Source organism: Parabacteroides sp. KHUB-03, from assembly GCF_056640975.1.
Window position 1 is genome coordinate 1,792,559 of sequence record NZ_CM153257.1, and the last position, 21,961, is coordinate 1,814,519.

Annotated in this window: 17 protein-coding genes and 1 pseudogene; 16 read left to right on the forward strand and 2 right to left on the reverse strand. The window is 37.1% G+C overall.

The features are described from left to right. Positions 1-73 precede the first annotated feature (73 nt). The 13 genes from ACYIB7_RS07775 to ACYIB7_RS07835 all read left to right on the forward strand — a co-directional run bounded on the left by ACYIB7_RS07775 (position 74) and on the right by ACYIB7_RS07835 (position 12,493). Positions 74-364, forward strand: a complete 291-nt coding sequence (locus ACYIB7_RS07775) for an HU family DNA-binding protein (RefSeq protein ID WP_099465690.1) — start codon at positions 74-76, stop codon at positions 362-364. Beyond that, positions 357-1,625: an HU family DNA-binding protein gene (locus ACYIB7_RS07780; RefSeq protein ID WP_103982415.1), complete on the forward strand. Its 1,269-nt coding sequence runs from the start codon at positions 357-359 to the stop codon at positions 1,623-1,625. The genes ACYIB7_RS07775 and ACYIB7_RS07780 overlap by 8 nt, the downstream gene beginning before the upstream one ends. Positions 1,626-1,779: 154 nt before the next feature. After that, positions 1,780-2,775 (forward strand): AAA family ATPase, encoded by a 996-nt coding sequence (locus ACYIB7_RS07785; protein WP_099465688.1) that lies wholly within the window; start codon positions 1,780-1,782, stop codon positions 2,773-2,775. Positions 2,776-2,877: 102 nt separating this feature from the next. Beyond that, complete coding sequence (locus tag ACYIB7_RS07790) at positions 2,878-3,747, forward strand: DUF58 domain-containing protein (RefSeq protein WP_103982416.1); 870 nt, start codon at positions 2,878-2,880, stop codon at positions 3,745-3,747. A gap of 9 nt (positions 3,748-3,756) precedes the next feature. Next, positions 3,757-4,767 carry a hypothetical protein gene (locus tag ACYIB7_RS07795; RefSeq protein WP_103982417.1) on the forward strand — a complete coding sequence of 337 codons (1,011 nt, stop codon included), beginning with the start codon at positions 3,757-3,759 and terminating at the stop codon, positions 4,765-4,767. Next, on the forward strand, positions 4,764-5,750 hold the full coding sequence (locus ACYIB7_RS07800) for a vWA domain-containing protein (RefSeq protein ID WP_103982418.1): 987 nt from the start codon (positions 4,764-4,766) through the stop codon (positions 5,748-5,750). Before ACYIB7_RS07795 ends, ACYIB7_RS07800 begins: the two co-directional genes overlap by 4 nt. A gap of 15 nt (positions 5,751-5,765) precedes the next feature. Next, positions 5,766-6,785 carry a vWA domain-containing protein gene (locus ACYIB7_RS07805; protein ID WP_103982419.1) on the forward strand — a complete coding sequence of 340 codons (1,020 nt, stop codon included), beginning with the start codon at positions 5,766-5,768 and terminating at the stop codon, positions 6,783-6,785. Between the two features lie 14 nt (positions 6,786-6,799). Next, complete coding sequence (locus tag ACYIB7_RS07810; RefSeq protein ID WP_199163445.1) at positions 6,800-7,537, forward strand: tetratricopeptide repeat protein; 738 nt, start codon at positions 6,800-6,802, stop codon at positions 7,535-7,537. 22 nt (positions 7,538-7,559) lie between these two features. Next, positions 7,560-9,374 (forward strand): BatD family protein, encoded by a 1,815-nt coding sequence (locus tag ACYIB7_RS07815; RefSeq protein ID WP_103982420.1) that lies wholly within the window; start codon positions 7,560-7,562, stop codon positions 9,372-9,374. 4 nt (positions 9,375-9,378) lie between these two features. Next, positions 9,379-10,152, forward strand: coding sequence for a tetratricopeptide repeat protein (locus ACYIB7_RS07820; protein ID WP_103982524.1), 774 nt, complete (start codon positions 9,379-9,381; stop codon positions 10,150-10,152). A gap of 3 nt (positions 10,153-10,155) precedes the next feature. Further along, a complete protein-coding gene (locus ACYIB7_RS07825) occupies positions 10,156-10,848 on the forward strand; it encodes a phosphatase PAP2 family protein (protein ID WP_103982421.1) in 693 nt (230 codons plus the stop codon). Between the two features lie 139 nt (positions 10,849-10,987). After that, positions 10,988-11,263, forward strand: a complete 276-nt coding sequence (locus tag ACYIB7_RS07830) for a DNA-binding protein (RefSeq protein ID WP_099465680.1) — start codon at positions 10,988-10,990, stop codon at positions 11,261-11,263. Between the two features lie 117 nt (positions 11,264-11,380). Beyond that, positions 11,381-12,493: a universal stress protein gene (locus ACYIB7_RS07835; protein WP_103982422.1), complete on the forward strand. Its 1,113-nt coding sequence runs from the start codon at positions 11,381-11,383 to the stop codon at positions 12,491-12,493. 360 nt (positions 12,494-12,853) lie between these two features. Here ACYIB7_RS07835 and ACYIB7_RS07840 read toward each other — a convergent pair whose 3' ends face one another. Beyond that, positions 12,854-14,071 carry a tetratricopeptide repeat protein gene (locus ACYIB7_RS07840; protein ID WP_103982423.1) on the reverse strand — a complete coding sequence of 406 codons (1,218 nt, stop codon included), beginning with the start codon at positions 14,069-14,071 and terminating at the stop codon, positions 12,854-12,856. A gap of 40 nt (positions 14,072-14,111) precedes the next feature. Next, positions 14,112-16,718, reverse strand: a complete 2,607-nt coding sequence (gene gyrA / locus ACYIB7_RS07845; protein WP_480338436.1) for a DNA gyrase subunit A — start codon at positions 16,716-16,718, stop codon at positions 14,112-14,114. Positions 16,719-16,924: 206 nt separating this feature from the next. On the opposite strand from gyrA, the pseudogene ACYIB7_RS07850 reads away from it, so the two are divergent. The 3 genes and pseudogenes from ACYIB7_RS07850 to htpG form a co-directional block, all read left to right on the forward strand. Next, positions 16,925-17,248 (forward strand): annotated as a pseudogene (locus ACYIB7_RS07850) (Clp protease N-terminal domain-containing protein); the annotation flags it as partial. A gap of 288 nt (positions 17,249-17,536) precedes the next feature. Next, entirely contained in the window at positions 17,537-19,480 is a 1,944-nt protein-coding gene (locus tag ACYIB7_RS07855) for an ATP-dependent Clp protease ATP-binding subunit (protein WP_394340838.1), read from the forward strand. A gap of 232 nt (positions 19,481-19,712) precedes the next feature. Continuing rightward, a complete protein-coding gene (gene htpG, locus ACYIB7_RS07860) occupies positions 19,713-21,767 on the forward strand; it encodes a molecular chaperone HtpG (protein WP_103982426.1) in 2,055 nt (684 codons plus the stop codon). Positions 21,768-21,961: the final 194 nt, after the last annotated feature.

Genomic DNA, 21,961 nt, shown 5'->3' on the forward strand with positions numbered 1-21,961 from the left:
AAAACTGTAAATAAGTTTGTCGGTTTACAAAAAAATAACTAATATAGCAGCTGAATCTAGATTTATGGAAAGTATGAAAAACAAAGAATTGATAGAGGAGGTTGCTAATAAATTAAACTGGACTGCACAAGATACTGCGGAAATGTTGTCTGCTTTCAATTCTATTTTGGGATCTAAATTAATCGATAACGATTCTATATATCTTTCGGGCTTTGGACAGTTTGAAATAAAAAAGAAAACGGAGCGTATTTCTGTTAATCCTGCAAATGGAAAACGTTATTTAGTACCTCCTAAATTAGTTCCGGTATTCAAACCGGGAACCACAATTAAAACAAAACTTAAAGAATTGAGTGATAATGAATAGCCGGCTCACAATACAAGATATGGCCGGTTTGCTTGCAGAGTATACTGGTAAAGATAAAAAGGAAACAGAACGTTTTCTCAGAGTGTTGATTTCGGTTGTGATGGATGGTGTTTTTACCGATAAATCCGTTAAGATAAAAGGGTTGGGAACATTTAAAATCATAGCTGTAGAAAAACGTGAAAGTATCCACGTAAATACAGGGAAACGTTTTTTAATTCCGGAACATTATAAGTTTTCATTTCTTCCTGATAAGGAACTAAAAGAGTTGGTAAATAAACCTTTTTCATTCTTTGAAACAACAGAAGTTAATGAAAATGTGGATTTTTCTGATACAGACCAATCTAATGATGATGATTCGGATAGAGAAGCAGAAGATGAATCAGTAGAGGAAATAATACCGGAAGAAAGAATTATTGACGAAAAATTTCCAACAACTCCCTCAGAGCCGGTAGTAGATATTCTTCAAAAAGAAGAACAGATAATAGAAACTTCTCAGGAGTCTTTAGAGGAAGTGGTGGTTGAAAAAAAAGAACAACAACAAGAGGAGCAACAAAAAACTCCAGAAGCTGAAGTGCCGCCTATTGAACCTATTGAAGATGTATCCGGATCTGAAAAAAGAGTAAATGAATATGCCGATTATCCGGATTATTCTTTTCAGGAAGTTATGCGTGAAGATTACGACCGTAACGAGCACTCTTTTTTGAAACGGATGATTATCGTACTTTTTACATTCGTCTTGGTTGGTATTGTTGGCGTGTATCTGTTTTTTGATTTCAAACCATTTTTTACCTATAATTATAGTAATGGCAATGGCTCCTTTGAAATAGAACAGAAAGAAGAGCCTGATAATGCAATACTTTCGGATTCATTGGATATGGCAGTAGTTGATTACAATGATACCTTGGATGTAACGTCAGCAGATACAATGACCGAAAAAATAGAAATACCCGAAAAAGAGCCGGTTAAGATAAAAGAGACCGTACAAGCTACAGCAAAACCTGCGAAAAATGATTTGGTAAAAGTCAAGATCAAAGCAGGCGACCGTTTGACTTTGGTAGCTCTTGAACATTATGGCCATAAGATTTTCTGGGTATATTTATATGAGCATAATAAAAATGTCATTGCAGATCCGAATAATGTTCCTGTCGGCACTGAAATAGTTATTCCCTTACCAGAACTTTATGGTATAGATGCACATAGCAGTACTTCGATTGCTAAAGCTGCTGCTCTCCAAACTCAAATATTATCCGGGGGAAAATAAAAAGCACCTTTTTTAAGTAAAATAAAACAAAACGACAATATGCAAGTTAGTATTATTTAACTGCAAAAGTGAAGCTTACGAATTTAACATTTCTAATTTTGTGCATCTAAAAAAAGTAAAGCAAAAAACAGTAACAACAAAATAAAGAAATTCTATGAGTCAGACAGTAGACATTCGTGAGTTGAATGAGCGAATTGAAAGCAAAAGTTCGTTTGTGAACATGATTACGATGGGTATGGACCAGGTTATTGTTGGTCAGAAACATTTAGTTGAATCATTATTGATAGGTCTGCTTTCAGACGGACACATCCTGTTGGAAGGTGTTCCTGGTTTGGCAAAGACCTTGGCTATTAAAACGATGGCATCGCTGATTGATGCGAAATACAGTCGTATCCAGTTTACTCCGGATTTGCTTCCGGCCGACGTAATCGGTACAATGATTTATAGTCAGAAAAGCGAAGAATTCCAGGTAAAACAAGGTCCGATCTTCGCTAATTTTGTGTTAGCTGATGAAATTAACCGTGCTCCGGCAAAAGTTCAGAGTGCGCTTTTGGAAGCCATGCAAGAACGCCAGGTCACCATCAGTGAGCATACTTACAAACTACCGCAGCCGTTTTTAGTAATGGCTACACAAAACCCGATCGAGCAGGAGGGAACTTATCCATTGCCAGAAGCACAGGTAGACCGTTTCATGTTGAAGGTTATTATTAATTATCCGAAAAAAGAAGAGGAAAAATTAATTATCCGTCAAAATATAAGTGGTGCAAGACCTGAAATTAAACCGACACTTTCCAAGCAAGAAATAATTGAAGCACGCAATATTGTTCGCGAAGTCTATCTGGATGAAAAAATCGAACGTTATATTGTAGACATTGTATTTGCTACCCGCTTCCCTCAGGAACACGGATTGGCAAATTTATCCAACATGATTTCATTCGGAGCTTCTCCACGTGCTTCTATTAATTTAGCTTTGGCTGCCCGGGCTTATGCGTTTATTAAACGCAGAGGTTATGTTATACCGGAAGACGTTCGTGCCGTATGCCACGATGTAATGCGCCACCGTATCGGCTTGAGTTATGAAGCTGAAGCAAACAACTTGACCTCCGAAGAAGTTATCAGCGAAATTTTGAACAAGATTGAGGTTCCCTAATTATTGATACGTTCGGAAGAAATTCCGATTCCTTTCGGGAGAAATTCAAATTTCATCCGAAAGGAATAAAAAATCAGTTTAATAATTAAAGGAAACGAAACAATGGAAACTAGTGAACTATTAAAGAAGGTTCGTCGGATTGAAATAAAGACCCGTGGTCTGTCACGTAATATTTTTGCCGGCCAATATCATTCGGCATTTAAAGGTCGTGGTATGGCATTCAGCGAAGTACGTGAATATCAATACGGCGATGATATTCGGGACATCGACTGGAACGTAACCGCGAGATATGTTCGTCCTTATATCAAAGTATTTGAGGAAGAGCGCGAACTAACGGTGATGCTGCTGATAGATGTATCCGGAAGCCGGGAGTTTGGTTCCGTAAACGTAATGAAGAAGGAGATCATTACGGAGATAGCTGCAACATTGGCGTTTTCTGCCATACAGAATAACGATAAGATAGGTGTTGTTTTTTTCTCCGATAAGATAGAAAAGTTTATTCCACCCCAGAAGGGTAAAAAGCATATCCTTTATATCATTCGTGAACTGATTGACTTCCAGCCGGAAGATACAAAAACAGATATTAGCCAAGTACTGAAATATTTGACAAATGCAATCAAGAAACGTTGTACTGCATTCGTTATTTCCGACTTTATTAATAAGGGAAGTTTCAAGGATGCACTGACAATAGCTAATCGTAAGCATGATGTAGTTGCTATCCAGGTGTATGATCGTCGTGAGGCAGAACTTCCTAATGTTGGACTAATGAAAATTAAGGATGCAGAAACCGGTTTGGAACAATGGATTGACAGTTCATCTGCTCGTGTTCGCGAGGCTTATCAGGAATGGTGGCAACAGCGGCAGAGTGAAATGAGTGATTCATTTAAGAAATGTCGAGTGGATTCTGTTTCTATCCGCACGGAAGATGATTATGTGAAAGCATTGATTGCTCTATTTGACAAACGTAATTAAAGCGAACTAATGAAACTGATAAAGAAAGGCATACTGTTTATTTTACTGACTACTTCCCTGGTGAGCGGGAAGGTTTATGCGCAGAAAACCTTGATAGATGTTGCAATCGATTCGGCTGCCATATTAATCGGTGAACAGACAGTATTACATCTGACAGTAACGACGGATAAAGACCGTCCTGTACAAATAGTTATTCCTAACGATACGTTGATGACTGGCGTAGAAGTGTTAAACCTTTCTAAGCCGGATTCTGTGGATATTGAGAATAACCGCTTGTTAATTAAACAAGATGTATTGATAACCTCGTTTGATTCTTCCTTATATTTATTGCCGCCGCTGAAGGTGATAGACGGTTTAGATACCATTTATTCGAATCAGGTCGCACTAAAGGTTTCTACTATACCTGTTAATGCAGATAAACCGGAAGAGTTTAATGATATAAAGGATATATGGAAGCCTCCTTTTGTCTTGGCGGACTATTATCCGATCATTTATGGGGTGTTGCTAACTTTATTCCTGATCTGTGTAATTGCTTACGTTATCAAACGTCTGCGTAGCAAAAAATCGCTGATACCGTTTAAGAAGCCGGAACCAAAACTTCCGCCTCACGAACAGGCTATAAAGGAACTGGACGAAATTAAGCAACAGAAATTATGGCAGCAGGGACGTAACAAGGAATATTATACTTTGATAACGGAAACGTTGCGTAAGTATGTTGTTGAACGTTTTGGCGTCAATGCAATGGAAATGACTTCTGCAGAAATTCTGGATGTGCTCCGTGATGAAGCAGATGCAAAACCTGTATTTAATAACTTAAAGCAGATTTTGCAGTTGTCTGATTATGTAAAATTTGCAAAGATGCATCCGCTACCTGATGAAAATGATCTAAGCATGACTAATGCATACACATTCATTAATCAGACAATACGTGTGGAAGAAGTTGCTACTCCTGAAGCTGAAAAAGCAGAGGAAGTACCAGGAGAAAAGAATGATTCAAATATAATGAAAGAAGAAAAATGATATTTGCAAATCCCCTATATCTGTATTTATTGTTGTTGCTCATCCCGATGATCGGATGGTACATTTACAAACTACGCAAAAGTCAGGCAAGTTTGCAGGTTTCCTCTTCTGAGGCGTTTAATGTACCGGGAGTAACATCATGGAAAGTATATCTGCGTCATATCCCTTTCGTTTTAAGAATGGCTGCTGTTGCAATACTTATTGTGGTTTTAGCTCGTCCGCAGTCAACAAATAGCTGGCAAAATTCATCAACGGAAGGTATAGATATAATACTGGCAATGGATATTTCCGGAAGTATGTTGGCTCAGGATTTGAAACCTAACCGTTTAGAAGCAGCCAAAGATGTAGCAGCATCTTTTATAAACGGCAGGCCGAATGATAATATTGGTTTGGTTGTTTTTTCGGGAGAAAGTTTTACTCAGTGTCCGTTAACTACGGATCATACAGTTTTGCTGAATCTTTTTAAGGATATACAAAGCGGTATGATACAAGACGGAACTGCTATTGGTTTAGGACTGGCTAATGCCGTTAGCCGCATTAAAGATAGTCAGGCTAAATCAAAAGTAATTATACTTCTGACTGATGGTTCAAATAATACAGGAGAAATAGCGCCGGTAACTGCTGCCGAAATTGCCAAGACTTTTGGCATACGTGTATATACAATCGGCGTAGGAACAAAAGGCATGGCTCCATATCCGTTCCAGACGGCATTTGGTATTCAATACCAGAATATTCCGGTAGAGATAGATGAACCGACATTAAAGCAGATATCGGCAACAACAGGCGGTCAGTATTTTCGTGCTACGGATAATGCGAGCCTGAAAGAGATTTATTCTGAGATTGATAAGATGGAAAAAACAAAAATCAGTGTACAGGAATACAGTAAGAAACAGGAAGAATATAAGAACTGGGCCTTATTGGTATTTGCTTTGTTACTGGTGGAAGTTTTGTTGAGAAATACATTGTTGAGAAATATACCATAAAATAAAAAAAGGCTTATGTTTCGTTTTGCACATCCGGACTTTTTATACTTGCTGTTCATTTTGCCGGCATTAGTGGCATTTTATGTATATGCTTTAATACTGAAGAAAAAAGCAATTAAAAAATATGGTAACCCAGCTTTATTGGCTGAATTGATGCCAGAAGTGTCACCTAAGCGCCAGCACTTGAAATTTTGGCTGTTGTTCGGAGCCATTACATTGGTTATTTTTGTTATTGCAGGACCTCAGTTTGGTTCTAAACTGGAAACTGTAAAACGTCAGGGAATAGAAATAATGGTTTGTCTGGATGTTTCAAATTCCATGCTTGCCGAAGATGTCACCCCGAATCGTTTGGACAAGGCCAAACAAATGCTGGCTAAATTAACGGATGGTTTTACAAATGATAAAGTAGGACTGATCGTTTTTGCAGGAGATGCTTTTACACAGTTACCGATTACTTCCGATTATATTTCGGCGAAGATGTTTTTGTCTTCTATTAACCCATCTATGGTTTCCAGCCAGGGTACTGCTATCGGTGCAGCAATAAACTTGGCTGCTCGATCATTCACGCCAAATGAGACATCGGATAAAGCAATTATTTTGATTACGGACGGCGAAAATCATGAAGATGACGCTGTAGGTGCAGCTAAAGCTGCTGCTGAAAAAGGTATTCATGTGAATATTGTAGGTATGGGTGACCCAAAAGGTGCTCCGATACCTGTTCCGGGAAGTAATAACTATATGAAAGATAAAGAAGGGAATGTTGTTATTACAAAGCTTAATGAGCAAATGTGCCAGGAGATTGCAGCAGCGGGAAATGGTATGTATGTGCGTGCTGATAACACAAATTCCGCTTTAAAAGCATTGGAAAAAGAGGTTGATAAAATGAATAAATCGGAATTGGATAGCAAAGTATATTCCGAATATGATGAACGGTTCCAGATATTTGCATGGATTGCTTTGTTCTTGCTGATTGCAGATTTTATGACACTGGATCGTAAGAATCGTATATTCAGGAAAGTGAAATTATTCTCTTAATTATGAATTGGACGATGAAATATATGCAGAAAACTATAATATATATATCGGCACTTGTGTTCTGTAGCGGAACTATATTTGCCCAAAAGGCTGAACGTAAAAATGTACGTGAAGGGAATAAACTTTATCAAAACGAAAAGTATACGGAGGCAGAAATTGCCTATCGAAAGAGTCTGGATGTAAATCCCCGCTCGGTCGAAGGTACTTATGATTTAGGAAATTCTCTTTATAAACAGAAAAAATATGACGAAGCAGCCGAACAATATCAATTGATTGCCGGACAAGGAGAAAAAATGGTGGAAACACCGGAAGGTAAAGACCGTTTGGCTCAGCTTTACCATAATGTCGGAAATATTTTTATGCAAAAAAAGGATTATGGCAAGAGTGTGGAATCGTATAAACAATCTCTTCGTTTAAATCCTAAAGATGATGAGACGCGCTATAATCTGGCCTTAGCTCAAAAATTGTTGCAAGATCAACAGAATGAAGATCAAAGCCAGGATCAGCAGAATCAGGATAAACAAGAAAATAAAGATCAGAAAGATGATCAGCAACAACAACAGCAACAGAAACAAGACGATAATAAACAGAATAAAACGCAAGAACAGCCACAGCAAAACGAGCAAATGAGTAAAGATAATGCTCAGCAAATGTTGGATGCTTTCTTGCAGGATGAAAAAGATACGCAAGAGAAAGTGAAGAAGGCGCAAATGCAACAGCAACAACGTCGTAAAACAGATAAAGAGTGGTAATTAAAAGAAATATATAATCATAATGAGGAAATTAATTTTCTTATTCGTTCTTATATTAACAGCAGGTATTACTGTAAAAGCAACCGATGTGGTTTTCAAGGCTACTGCGCCTGATGCTGTGGTAATGGGAGAACAATTCCGTTTAACTTATACTGTTAATGCCGAATGTAAAGATCTTCGAGTGCAGGAATTGTCTGATTTTGATGTTTTGATGGGACCATCCCAATCTACGTCATATAGCAGTAGTTGGACAAATGGTCAAAGTAAAAGTGAAACATCTATTAGTTATACGTATATACTGATGCCTAAAAAAGAAGGTACATTTAATATTCCTCCGGCATCAATAAAAGTAAAAGGTGCAAATTATACGTCTAATGGATTAGTTATAAAAGTACTTCCTCCTGATAAAGCAAATAACAGTAGCAATGGAAATGAAGGAAGTGGCAACAGTTCTGCTACTGCTATCGGTAAAGACGATTACTTTGTAAGAATGGAAGTGTCTAATCGGAATGTATTTGAACAAGAAGGTTTTTTAGTTACATATAAGTTGTATGCTACTCGTCCTTGTACATTGAATAATATGAAATATCCCGAGTTTGAAGGATTTTTGGTACAAGAGATAGATTTGCCCAATAAACAGTGGACACAAGAACATTATAATGGCCGTAACTATTTCACTGTCATATTTAGACAGACGGTGTTGTTTCCACAGCGTTCGGGAAACATTACAATCGATGGAGGAAAATTTGATGCCGTTATCCGTATAGCTACACAACAAAAAGTCCGTAGTATCTTTGATGATTTCTTTGATTCTTATCAAGATGTAAATAAGATACTCACAACAGCTCCTGTTACTATAAACGTTAAACCGTTGCCATCGGGAAAGCCTGCGTCATTTTCGGGTGCAGTAGGAAACTTTACCATGGCTTCTAGCATAAGTTCTGATAATGTAAAAACAAATGATGCTGTTACTATAAAATTAAAGATTTCGGGAAGTGGAAATATCAAGTTGATAAAAAATCCAGAAGTCGTTTTTCCGAATGATTTTGATGTTTATGATCCGAAAGTTGAAACAGACTTTAAAATTTCGACTGCAGGGGTAAATGGATCGAAAACGATTGAATATATGGCCATTCCGCGTTATGCAGGAGACTTTGAGATACCGGCCATTGCGTTTTCTTATTTTGATGTGAAAAGTGGCTCATATAAAACACTCACTAGTGAACCTTATAAGCTTCATGTTGAAAAGGGCAAAGAGGAAGAAGGTAATGCACCTGTTATGTCTAACTTCAGTAACAAAGAAAGTGTAAAGTATCTTGGCAAAGACATTCGTTATTTGAAGACCAAGGGTGTGACCTTTACATCAACAAATGATATATTCTTTGGTTCGGCTATGTATTTTATGTGCTATTTAGTGCCGGCTATATTATTTGTTGTATTTTTCTTTATTTACCGTAAACAGGTCAAAGAGAATTCTAATATTGCGTTGGTACGTACCAAGAAAGCTAATAAAATGGCAGTAAGGCGTTTGAAGATTGCGGGTAAATTAATGAAGGAAAATAAAAAAGAAGAGTTTTATGACGAAGTCCTTCGTGCTTTATGGGGCTATTTAAGCGATAAACTTAATATACCGCAAGCAAATCTTAGTAAAGACAATGTAGAAGCGGAATTGACAAAATATGGAGTAGAAGAGACTCTGATTAATGAGTTTATGGATATCTTGAATACATGTGAATTTGCTCGTTATGCTCCGTCTCAGGCTTCTGATGCAATGGATAAATTATATGATTTAACGGTAGATGCCATTGGTAAAATGGAGAATACAATTAAAAAGTAAGGAAATGAAGATACATAGATATATGAAGAAGATATTATTTTTCTTATTCTTGGTTCAATGTTTTGCATGGAATATAGTATATGCTCAAGATACGGCTATAAAAGAAGCGGAAGAAGCTTATACAAAAGAAAACTATAACAAAGCTATAGAACTTTACGAAAACATTCTGAAAAGTAATGGCGAATCGGCAGAGATTTTTTATAATTTGGGAAATGCATACTATAAAGCAGGAAAAATTGCACCGGCAATATTGAATTATGAACGTGCATTAGTTCTGGATCCAAGTGATGCCGATGTTCGTTTTAACTTGCAAATGGCAAGACAAAAGTCTATTGATAAAATTGAACCTATAGAGAATTTTTTCCTGACGGATTGGTTTAATGCAATTCAGAATAATGCAGCTGTAGATTCATGGGCTCGTATGGGAATTGTATGTTTTATCCTATTTATAGGCTGTCTTATTCTATTTTTCTTTTCAAGATGGATTCGTTTGAAAAAGGCTGGTTTTTACTTGGGGCTTGTGTTTTTGGTGTTGGTGATTTTTTCCAATATCTTTGCAAAACATCAGAAAGATGAACTTGTTAATCGTACGCATGCTATTGTTTTTGCACCTACAGTTACAGTGAAGAGTTCTCCGGATGCTAGTGGTACGGATTTATTCATACTTCATGAAGGTACTAAAGTATCTGTTAAAAGTACACTTGGCGAATGGAGCGAGATCGTATTGGAAGATGGAAATGTTGGTTGGATGCCAAGTAAAGACATAGAAAAAATCTAGTTAATGATAGAAAAATTGTTGGTTTATGAACGCGATGCGTTCTTTATGCTTAATGGTAGCAATTTTACTTTCCTTGATCAGTTTATGTGGCTTTATTCGGGCAAAGTGGTCTGGTTGCCATTGGCTGTATTTATTCTTTTAGTGATAGTATACAAAAAGAATTGGAAAGAATGGATTCTTATTTTATTGGCTATTGTATTGGTTATAACTTTATGTGACCAATTTGCCTCCCATGTATGCAAGCCTATTTTTACACGTTTCCGTCCGACTCATCATCCGGATTTTATGGATCAGGTGAAAACTGTATTTGGATATCGTGGAGGTAAATATGGGTTTATATCAAGCCATGCGGCGAATGCTTTTGGTTTTGCGACTTTGATGACTTTACTGCTGCGATACAGATTATTTACTTGGACCATATTTATATGGGCTACTTTGACTGCTTACTCACGTATATATTTAGGTGTTCATTTTATTACAGATATTATTCCCGGTGCAATAGCTGGTATAATTTTCGGTTATTTGACATATTATATATATGTACACGTACGTTGTAAGCTTGTTGATGGAGCAGGGGAGAAGCTACCTTCATTCATTTATACCACAAAACAGAAGAATCTGATTGTTTATGCTATATGGGCTACTATTCTTATGATTTTGATATTCAATCAATTATTGATTAATTGTCTTAGGTGACATTTTGTTATAATATGTCGTAAAGCATAAGGGTTATAATGTTATTTCAATGAAATTAATTTGCTTCTGTAATTTTAAATTGCTAAGTTAGTGGCATCAAAATTAACAATAAAGTATTAACCTTCAAAATAAGGAAGCCATGACAAAAACGATCACATTTAACGAATTGCGTAGAATTAAAGACAATTTGCCTGACGGCAGTACTCATCGTATCGCAGATGAATTGGGTATATCAGTCGAAACTGTTCGTAATTATTTTGGCGGACATAATTTTAAAGACGGAAAAAGCTGTGGTATACATATTGAACCAGGTCCGGATGGAGGATTGGTTGTTTTAGATGATACAACAATATTTGAGCGTGCTATACAGATACTTGCTGAAAAAGACGAAGTGTCGATAGCACAGGAAGCGTAAAGATATTTTCAACTTTTATAAAAAATCCCATAGCTGAAATAAAGAGATGCTTTGGGATTTTTTTTTTAGACCAACTTTTAGATTATTCCGATTGTTTAATAAATAAAATTAATTGGTATGGAAGACAAATTGGTTACATTAGCTATTCACACGTATGAAAAGGCTCAGATTTTGAAAACTATACTGGAAACAGAAGGTATTGAAGTTTACATTATGAATGTAAATCAGATTCAACCTGTAATTTCTGCGGGTGTACGTGTGAGAATTAAGGAAAGTGACTTACCACATGCTTTACGCATAATTGAAGACCATAAATGGTTAAGTGAAGAAGACGAAGCAGAAACTGAAACGTCTAAAACGAAAAAGGTTTTGATTCCAATAGACTTCTCTGATTATTCGATAAAAGCATGTGAACTTGGTATTAATTATGCACATAAAGTAGGTGCAGAAGTAATGTTGATGCATGCATATTTTAGTCCATATTTCCCGTCTGCAATACCAATGGGTGATACGCTTGCATATCAGGTAAATGAAGAGGAATCTGTTCAGAATGTATTGAAACGCGTACAAGTGGATATGCAAAATATCTGTATGCATATTAATCGGAAGATGAATTCTGGAGAATTGCCAAAAGTAAAATATGATTACGTCTTACGGGAAGGATTACCAGAAGAAGAAATCATTGCATATAGCAAAGATTATCATCCTACTTTGATTGTTATGGGTACTCGAGGCAAGAGCCAGAAAGACATGGATCTGATAGGAAGTGTTACGGGTGAAGTAATAGAAGTAAACAGAGTTCCTGTATTAGCTATTCCTGAAAATGTTCCATTTAATGATTTGGGCGAAGCTAAAAATATAGCATTTGCAACGTCTTTTAATCAACGCGACCTTGTTGCATTCGATGAATTTATGGAGATCATTAAAGGATATGATGTACATATTCATCTTTTTAATATTTCGACGAGTAAAAATGAATGGAATGAAATACGTTTGTCAGGAGTCCGCGAATATTTCAAAAAACATTATCCTGATGCTAATATAAGCCATACTGTTTTAGATGATGGAGATTTGCTGATTGCAGTAGAAAAATTTGTACGTGATAAGCATATCGATGTTATTGCGCTAAGCACTTATCGTAGAAATTTATTAGCTCGTATGTTCAATCCAAGTATTGCAAGGAAAATGTTATTTCATACTGATACGCCGTTGTTGGTAATGCATGCGTAGAAAAAACACGAAAAAAATTATATGTATTTTGAACTATTGATATTGTTCCTTGTTATATAAATGAAAGCGACAAATAACCGTTGTCAATTTCATAATAATTTGTTAGTAGTATTTGTTTTTTCATATAAGTAGAGTTTGTTATTTGTTTGGTCCGTATGTAACTGGGAAGTTGTATACGGGCTTTTTTTGTTTTTGCATGAAATCAGGAGTTAATATGATATTCAAAGGTTTTGGATTATAATTACGATTATGTTTAATAAGTATCTTGGAAGATAAAATTGGGAACTAAACAAAACTAATACAAAAAATAAAGGGACTGCCCTTACTAAAGACTGTCCCTTTATTTTTTGATCATTATAATTATTGATTCATTTCAGCTTCTATGGCATCAAATTCTTTACCCATGTTTAGGTTATAATAGATGCCTCTTAATGCTGTCATATATTCTTTATCTTCTGGTTTCAATTGATGAGCTTTTTCATAATATGGAAGTGCTTTCTTGAATAAATCTTTAGCTTTAGCTAATTCTTCCTGATATTGTTTGCTATCATTGATCATGTTGGCTTCACCCTGTTTGTTTACACCTTGATTATAAAATATACGACCTAAGTTGCTAAGAGCATCTGTATAGTCCGGATTAAATTCTAATGCTTTACGGAAGAATTTTTCTGCATTGTCATAATCTTTCAAACCTGTTTCGTAAACTCTACCCATTACATTATAAAGTTCGGGATTATTGGGATCTTTAGCGATTGCAGTATTTAAGTATTCAATAGCCTTTTCATTTCTATCAGAGTAGATATAATTATTGATTAAGCTCATCAAATAATACTTTTCATCCGGGAACTTGATTCTACCTTCTTCTAATATTTTTTCCAGATTAACAGTATCTTTGGCTTGTTCATACTCATAACACAAATACTGATATACGTCATTCGCTCTATAGTCTGTGTTTTTTGCACGTTCCAATGCTGCAATAGCTTTCTGAGAATCGCCAAGTTGTGTAGCTGCAACAGCTGCATAAAATTGAACGGTCATGTAATTTGAATCTTTTTCGGCAACTTGTTCGCCTTTAAACATTGGCAGATCTGAGATTTCAAGATATTGCTGGAAGAAATCATAAGCTTTTGGATAATCTTTCTGATCGAAATAATAAGCTCCACCATTTATATAATACAAGTGGTTAGCTCCCAAAATGCCTTTAATATCTTTTGTGAATTTAGGTTTTACTTTACCTTTTTTGTTGGGTAACTGATCCAATTCGTAAGCTTTCTTGAAATATGGTAATACATTACCTAACGCTTCATACATAACAGGTTCGTTTGGTTGTTGACCTAACACTTGTTTTGTTCTTTCGTTGCTGAACTGTTGGTCTTCAATAAAACCGGCAACATACCAAGTCTTAGGATCATCCTTAGACTCCGGATTTTCCAGAGCTCCTTTTATGAGAGTTCTTGCTTCAGTAAAATCCGGTTTATCTCCCTTTGCAATACTTTGAGCCTCGTTTACGGCTTTTTTCTGCGCGAATGAGGCAGATGCTGCAATACATAGTGCAGCTGTTAATAATACTCGTTTCATTGCGATGTTAATTTGAGATTAATATTTCTATTTGTTTAAATTATTCTTCTGTTGTATTTTCAGGATCATTATTTTCGTTATTGATTTCATTATCAACATCTTCAAGACTTGTGCCCGAATATACAACATTTTCATTTACGGTTCTCTCACTCAAAGCTTCCAGTTCTGCTTTTTCTTCTGCTATTTTTTCTTCAGATTCAGACATCACTTTACAAACAGAAGCTATTTCATCATTTCGTTTATCAAGGTTAATCAAACGAACACCTTGAGTTGCACGACCTATTACATTCAAATCTGATACTTTTACACGAATAGCGACACCTGATTTATTTATAATCATTAAGTCGTTTTCTTCAGTTACATTCTTTATAGCAACCAGTTTACCAGTCTTGTCAGTAATATTGATTGTTTTCACACCTTTACCACCACGATTTGTTATACGGTAATCTTCAATGTTAGAACGTTTTCCGTAACCTTGTTCAGATACAACCAGTATCGTATCGGTTTCTTTATTCTTTACGCAAACCATTCCTACAACTTCGTCAATACTGTCTTCGTCGAGAGTCATACCTTTTACTCCGGTAGCTGTACGTCCCATTACACGAACTGCATTTTCATGGAAACGGATGGCACGGCCATTACGATTTGCTATTAATACCTCATTATTTCCATTTGTCATACAAACCTGGATTAATCCATCATCTTCACGTAATGTAATGGCATTTACTCCATTTTGGCGAGGACGGGAATATGCTTCCAATAAGGTCTTTTTAATTATACCTCTTTTGGTACAGAACAACAAATAGTGGGAATTGATGAACTCTGTATCAGTTGTTAACTTTTTAACACGGATAAAGGCATTTACCTTATCACCCGATTCTATATTTAAGATGTTTTGAATAGCACGGCCTTTAGAGTTCTTAGCTCCTTCCGGTATTTCATAAACTTTCAACCAATAACATCGGCCTTTTGCTGTAAAGATTAGCAACGTTGCATGCATTGATGCAGGATATATATACTCAACAAAATCTTCATCACGTGTTTCGGAACCTTTAGCCCCTACTCCTCCACGACCTTGTGCCCGGAATTCGCTAAGCGGTGTACGCTTAATATAGCCCATGTGTGAAATTGTAATGATCATTTCATCATCAGCATAAAAATCTTCCGGATTCAGTTCTTCAGAAGCATATATAATATCGGTTTTGCGCTCGTCTCCAAATTTGTCTTTGATTTCCTGTAATTCATCTTTGATAACCTTCATACAAAGATCATCATTTTCCAGAATTTCTTTCAAATATGCGATTAACTTTTCAATTTCTTCATATTCTGCACGCAGCTTATCTTGCTCAAGTCCTGTTAATTGGCGAAGACGCATTTCAACAATCGCACGGGATTGAACATCCGATAATGAGAATCTTTCCATTAATCGCTCAATGGCTTCCACCGGACTTTTAGAAGACTTGATGATAGCGATAACTTCGTCGATGTTATCGGAAGCAATGATTAAGCCTTCTAAAATATGAGCTCTTTCTTCTGCTTTTTGTAATTCAAACTTAGTACGGCGAATTACTACCTCATGACGATGTTCAACAAAAGCTTTGATAAGGTCTTTTAAGTTCAGCAGTCTTGGACGGCCATTAACCAGGGCAATATTGTTTACACTGAAAGAGGATTGTAAAGCAGTTAGCTTGTATAATTTGTTCAATACAACATTTGCATTGGCATCACGTTTTACATCCACAACGATGCGCATACCGCTACGGTCCGATTCATCATTAACGTTAGAGATGCCTTCTATACGCTTTTCGTTTACCAGATCAGCAATATAGCGAATCAGCTCTGCTTTATTAACCAGATAAGGAATTTCGGAAATAATAATCTTTTCATGATTGCCGTCTTGTTCTATTTCAGCTTTACCGCGTAATACAATACGTCCCCTACCCGTTTCAAAAGCTTCTTTCACGCCGGCATATCCATAAATGGTTGCTCCGGTTGGAAAATCAGGGGCTTTGATATATTGCATCAGGTCTTCTACTTCAATCTCTCCACGGGCATCAATATATGCCATACAACCATTCAATACTTCATTTAGGTTATGAGTAGGCATATTGGTTGCCATACCAACAGCAATACCGGAAGCACCATTTACCAATAAATTAGGTATACGTGTAGGAAGAACAGTAGGTTCTTTTAAAGTATCATCAAAGTTTAATTGAAAGTCTACAGTATCCTTATCTATATCGCGAAGCATTTCTTCGGCAAGTTTACTCAAACGAGCTTCTGTATAACGCATTGCAGCAGGGCTATCGCCGTCAACGGATCCAAAGTTTCCCTGCCCGTCTACTAACGGATAACGCATAGACCAGGTTTGTGCCATACGAACCATCGCAAGGTACACGGACGAGTCTCCATGTGGATGGTACTTACCTAAAACTTCACCAACAATTCTCGCAGATTTTTTATAAGGTTTGTCGGATGTATTTCCCAGTTCATTCATTCCAAACAAGATGCGGCGGTGAACCGGCTTAAAACCATCCCTAACATCAGGAAGAGCACGAGAAACGATAACAGACATTGAATAATCAATGTATGCAGATTTCATTTCTTCCTCAATGTTAATCTTAATAATTCTGTCTTGATCAACCATTTAGTTTTATATTAATTACACTCAATATTTCACCTCTGAAAAATTGCACTAAAGTAATGCTTTTCCGCTTATCACGAAAGCTTTTATCACGAAATTTTAGTTATAAAGCCTTTTCTCTTCCCATTTGTGAATAATGGCACGAAATTTGATGAATAGTTAGAAGAGATTATTAACTTTGCACATAGACTAGTACATTAATATATAGTATGAAAAATAATTATTCAAAAAGATTAATTGATGTGATTGAGTATAGCCGTGAAGAAGCTGCGAGGCTTCAAAACAGCTATATCGGACCGGAACACTTGATGCTTGGCATCATTCGCGATGGCGACGGGAAAGCCATGCAGGTATTGCGTGAGTTGAACGCCGATACTTTAGATATAAAGAAAAAGATAGAACAGGAAATAAAGAATACATTTGATTCGGAGGATTCAGTACATGAAATAGCAATCAGCAAAACGACAGAGCGTGTTTTACGTATGAGTATGTTGGAATCCCGTATGTTCAAAAGTGAAGAGACAGGTACAGAGCATCTTCTTCTGGCTATACTGAAAGAAGAATTTAATGTTGCAGCTAAAGTCCTGAATGAAGCTGGTGTCGACTACCGTGCCGTTTACAATAATTTGGTAAGCGGAACAGGATTAACCCGTATAAAAGAGGATGATTTTGACGAGATAAGCGATGGATTTACAGATGACGAAGAGGATGATGAAGAGGAAAGTTTTTCTGCACGTAAAGAATCACCTCGTGCACAACAAGGAGGAGCATCGCCAAAGTCATCTAATGATACGCCTGTCTTAGATAACTTTGGTACGGATATGACACGTGCTGCTGCCGAGAATCGTTTAGATCCGATAGTTGGACGCGAAAAGGAAATAGAGCGTCTTGCACAGATTTTAAGCCGTAGGAAGAAAAACAATCCTGTTCTTATTGGAGAACCGGGGGTTGGTAAATCTGCAATTGTAGAAGGACTTGCATTACGTATTATTCAACGCAAAGTCTCCCGTGTTTTGTTTGATAAGCGCGTAATCAGTCTTGATATGGCATCTATTGTGGCAGGAACAAAATATCGCGGACAGTTTGAGGAGCGTATCAAAGCTATTCTGAATGAGCTTGCAAAGAATCCGAATATAATTCTGTTTATTGATGAAATCCATACTATCGTTGGAGCAGGTTCTGCGTCCGGATCCATGGATGCAGCCAATATGTTGAAACCTGCTTTGGCACGTGGTGAAATACAATGCATTGGTGCCACAACTTTGGATGAATACCGGAAAAATATAGAGAAAGACGGTGCTTTGGAGCGTCGTTTCCAGAAAGTTATTGTTGATCCGACCACAGCCGAGGAAACTCTTCAGATATTGAATAATATCAAACCCCGTTATGAAGAACATCATAATGTTATCTATACACCGGAAGCATTGGAAGCATGTGTGAAGCTGACAGAAAGATATATCAGCGACCGAAATTTTCCGGATAAAGCTATAGATGCGTTGGACGAAGCAGGTTCACGCGTGCATATCTCCAATATTGTAGTTCCAAAGAACATAGAAGAACTCGAAGCTAAGATTGAAGATACAAAGAACGAAAAACTGGCAGCCGTAAAATCTCAGAATTTTGAATTGGCAGCTAGTTTCCGGGATAAAGAGCGCCAGTTTCTGTTGCAACTGGAAGCAGAAAAGGCTAAATGGGAAAAAGAACTGCAGGAACATCGTGAAATAGTTGATGAAGACAAAGTTGCAGAAGTTATTGCCATGATGTCCGGTGTTCCGGTTCAACGCATTGCAAAAGCGGAAAACCTGAAATTGCTTGAAATGTCAGGAGTTTTAAAGAATAAAGTAATCGGACAGGATGATGCGGTACAGAAAATTGTGAAAGCAATTCAACGCAACCGTGTTGGTTTGAAAGACCCGAATAAGCCTATTGGCACCTTCATGTTCTTAGGGCCTACCGGCGTAGGTAAAACATATTTAGCTAAGAAATTGGCCGAATATCTGTTTGACTCATCAGATGCTTTAATACGTATAGACATGAGCGAATATCTCGAGAAGTTTGCTGTGTCCCGTCTTGTAGGAGCGCCTCCGGGATACGTGGGCTATGAAGAAGGTGGTCAGCTAACAGAAAAGGTGCGTCGTAAACCTTACTCTGTCGTTCTTTTGGATGAAATAGAAAAGGCTCACCCGGATGTGTTCAACCTATTGTTGCAAGTGTTGGACGAAGGACGTTTGACAGATAGTTTGGGACGTAGAATTGACTTTAAGAATACAATTCTTATTATGACTTCAAACATCGGTACTCGTCAGTTGAAAGATTTTGGCCGGGGGGTAGGTTTTAATACGTCGCTTGCAGGAGAGACAGATAAGGATTTCTCTCGCGGTGTTATCCAGAAAGCGTTGAATAAAGCCTTCGCTCCCGAATTTCTGAACCGTGTAGATGATATTATCATGTTTGACCAGCTTGACAAAGAAGCGATCCATAAGATAATAGATCTTGAACTGGAAGGTCTGTATAAGCGGGTGGCTAATCTGGGATATAAGTTATCTATTACAGATGCGGCTAAAGATTTTATCGCAACCAAGGGATATGATGTACAGTTTGGTGCCCGTCCGTTAAAACGTGCTATCCAAAAATATCTGGAAGACGAAATGGCCGAAATAATTATACGTGCATCTGTCGAAGATGGCGATACGATTACAGTAGACTTTAATTCCGAAGAACAGAAAATAACAACCGATATTAAAAAGAAAGAGGCTGCGGAATAGCCCCGTTTCCTCTCTACTCTATTTTGATTCCTTCCGAGAGAAATCTTTATTTCTTTCGGAAGGAATTTCTTTTTTTAGGGGATGATATTTCGGAAATTACTGGAGGAAGACACACCGCCTGCAATAATGTCACCCTCATTTTACGTTATGTCAGTCATCCGGTTTTTGGCATTTATTTTGTATAAATAAGGGTAAATGATAAAAGTAATCAATAAATAAAAGACATAAGATTATGAGCAAACAAGGAAACATTGGTGTTACCAGCGAAAACATCTTCCCTATTATCAAGAAATTTTTGTATAGTGATCACGAAATCTTTTTACGTGAATTAGTGTCAAATGCTGTAGATGCTACCCAGAAACTAAAAACGCTCTCATCCGTAGGCGAATTTAAAGGTGATCTGGGTGATCTTACTGTTCACGTAAAATATGACGACAATACGATCACGATCTCCGACCGTGGTATCGGTATGACAGCCGAAGAAATAGATAAGTATATCAACCAAATCGCATTTTCCGGAGCCGAAGAATTTGTAGAAAAATACAAAAATGATGCGGCTTCCATTATTGGTCATTTCGGACTCGGTTTCTACTCTTCTTTCATGGTTTCAAAGAAAGTGGAAATTGTTACCAAATCATATAAAGAAGGTGCTGTTGCAATGAAGTGGAGTTGCGACGGTACGCCCGAATATACGATGGAAGAAACCGAAAAAGCAGACCGGGGTACTGATATTATACTATATATTGATGATGACAATAAAGACTTCCTTAATAAGGATAAGATTAACGGGCTGTTAACCAAATATTGCCGCTTCTTGCCTGTACCCATTGCTTTTGGGAAAAAACAGGAATGGAAAGACGGTAAATACGTAGATACGGATGAAGACAATATTGTAAACGATACCAAACCGGCATGGGTACGTAAACCCGCTGATATGACAGACGAGGATTATAAGAAGTTTTATCGTGACCTCTATCCAATGAGCGAAGAACCCTTGTTTTGGATTCATTTGAATGTAGATTATCCATTCAACCTGACTGGTATTCTGTACTTCCCGCGTATCAAGAGCAATATAGATTTGCATCGCAATAAGATACAGCTATATTGTAATCAGGTATTTGTAACGGACTCTGTAGAAGGTATTGTTCCGGAATTCCTGACTCTGCTTCACGGCGTATTGGATTCTCCGGATATTCCGCTAAATGTTTCCCGCTCTTATCTGCAAAGTGATCAGAATGTGAAAAAGATATCTAATCATATCACTAAAAAAGTTGCAGACCGCCTGGAAGAAATATTTAAGTCGGAACGTCCTCAATTTGAAGAAAAATGGGATAGCCTGAAGTTGTTCATCCAATACGGTATGCTGACAGACGAAAAATTTTATGATCGCGCAGCCAAGTTTGCCTTATTGAAAGACGTAGATGATGTCTATTATACATTTGAAGAATACAAGGCATTGGTTAAAGACAGCCAGACCGACAAAGACGGTAATTTGATTTATCTTTATACGACTAAAAAAGATGAACAATATAGTTACATCCAAGCTGCAAAAGATAAAGGTTATAGTGTCTTGCTTATGGACGGCCAATTGGACGTACACGTTATTGGCCAACTGGAACAGAAGTTTGAGAAGACACGCTTTGTCCGCGTAGACAGTGATACTATTGATAATTTGATTCGCAAGGAAGATTCCGGAAAAGTTACATTGGATGAAGATCAAAAAAATGCTTTACAAGAAGTCTTCAAAAGCCAGATGCCTAAAATTGAAAAGACAGAATTCTATGTTACATTTGAAGCACTGGGCGAAAATGCTAATCCGGTTATGCTGACACAGGGTGAATATATGCGCCGTATGCGCGAAATGTCGTCTATGCAACCGGGTATGTCATTTTATGGTGAAATGCCGGATAGCTACAATTTGGTATTAAACACAGATCATTCACTGATCAAACAAGTTTTGACGGATGAAGAAAATGCATGCGGTGAAACATTAAAACCGATCCTTGCCGATTTGAAAGGTTGGCAGACTCGTCAGGCAGACCTTCGTGAAGCTCAGAGTAAGAAAAAAGAAGAAGAAATATCTTCCCAGGAAAAAGAAGATATGACAAATACAAGCCATAAAATTGCAGAACTTCACGAAAAAGCCAATACTATTTTAAGTGAATATGCTAATTCCAATAATATGGTTAGCCAGTTGATTGATCTTGCTTTACTGGGTAATGGCATGTTGAAGGGTGAGGCTTTGAGCCGTTTTATCAAAAGAAGTGTTCAAATGATTGGTCAATAGTTATATATTAAAGAATCTTCTATTGCAGGCGCTTCATTTTTATAATGAAGCGCCTGTTTCGTTTTAATATCATCCCGATCATTTCACGAAATCATCCCGATGATTTATAAAAAACATCCTGATGATTTGAAAAGGTAGGTTTATTCAATAAGAAGTCCCGCTTTGAAAACAAAAATATGCAAACCTCTGTTTGT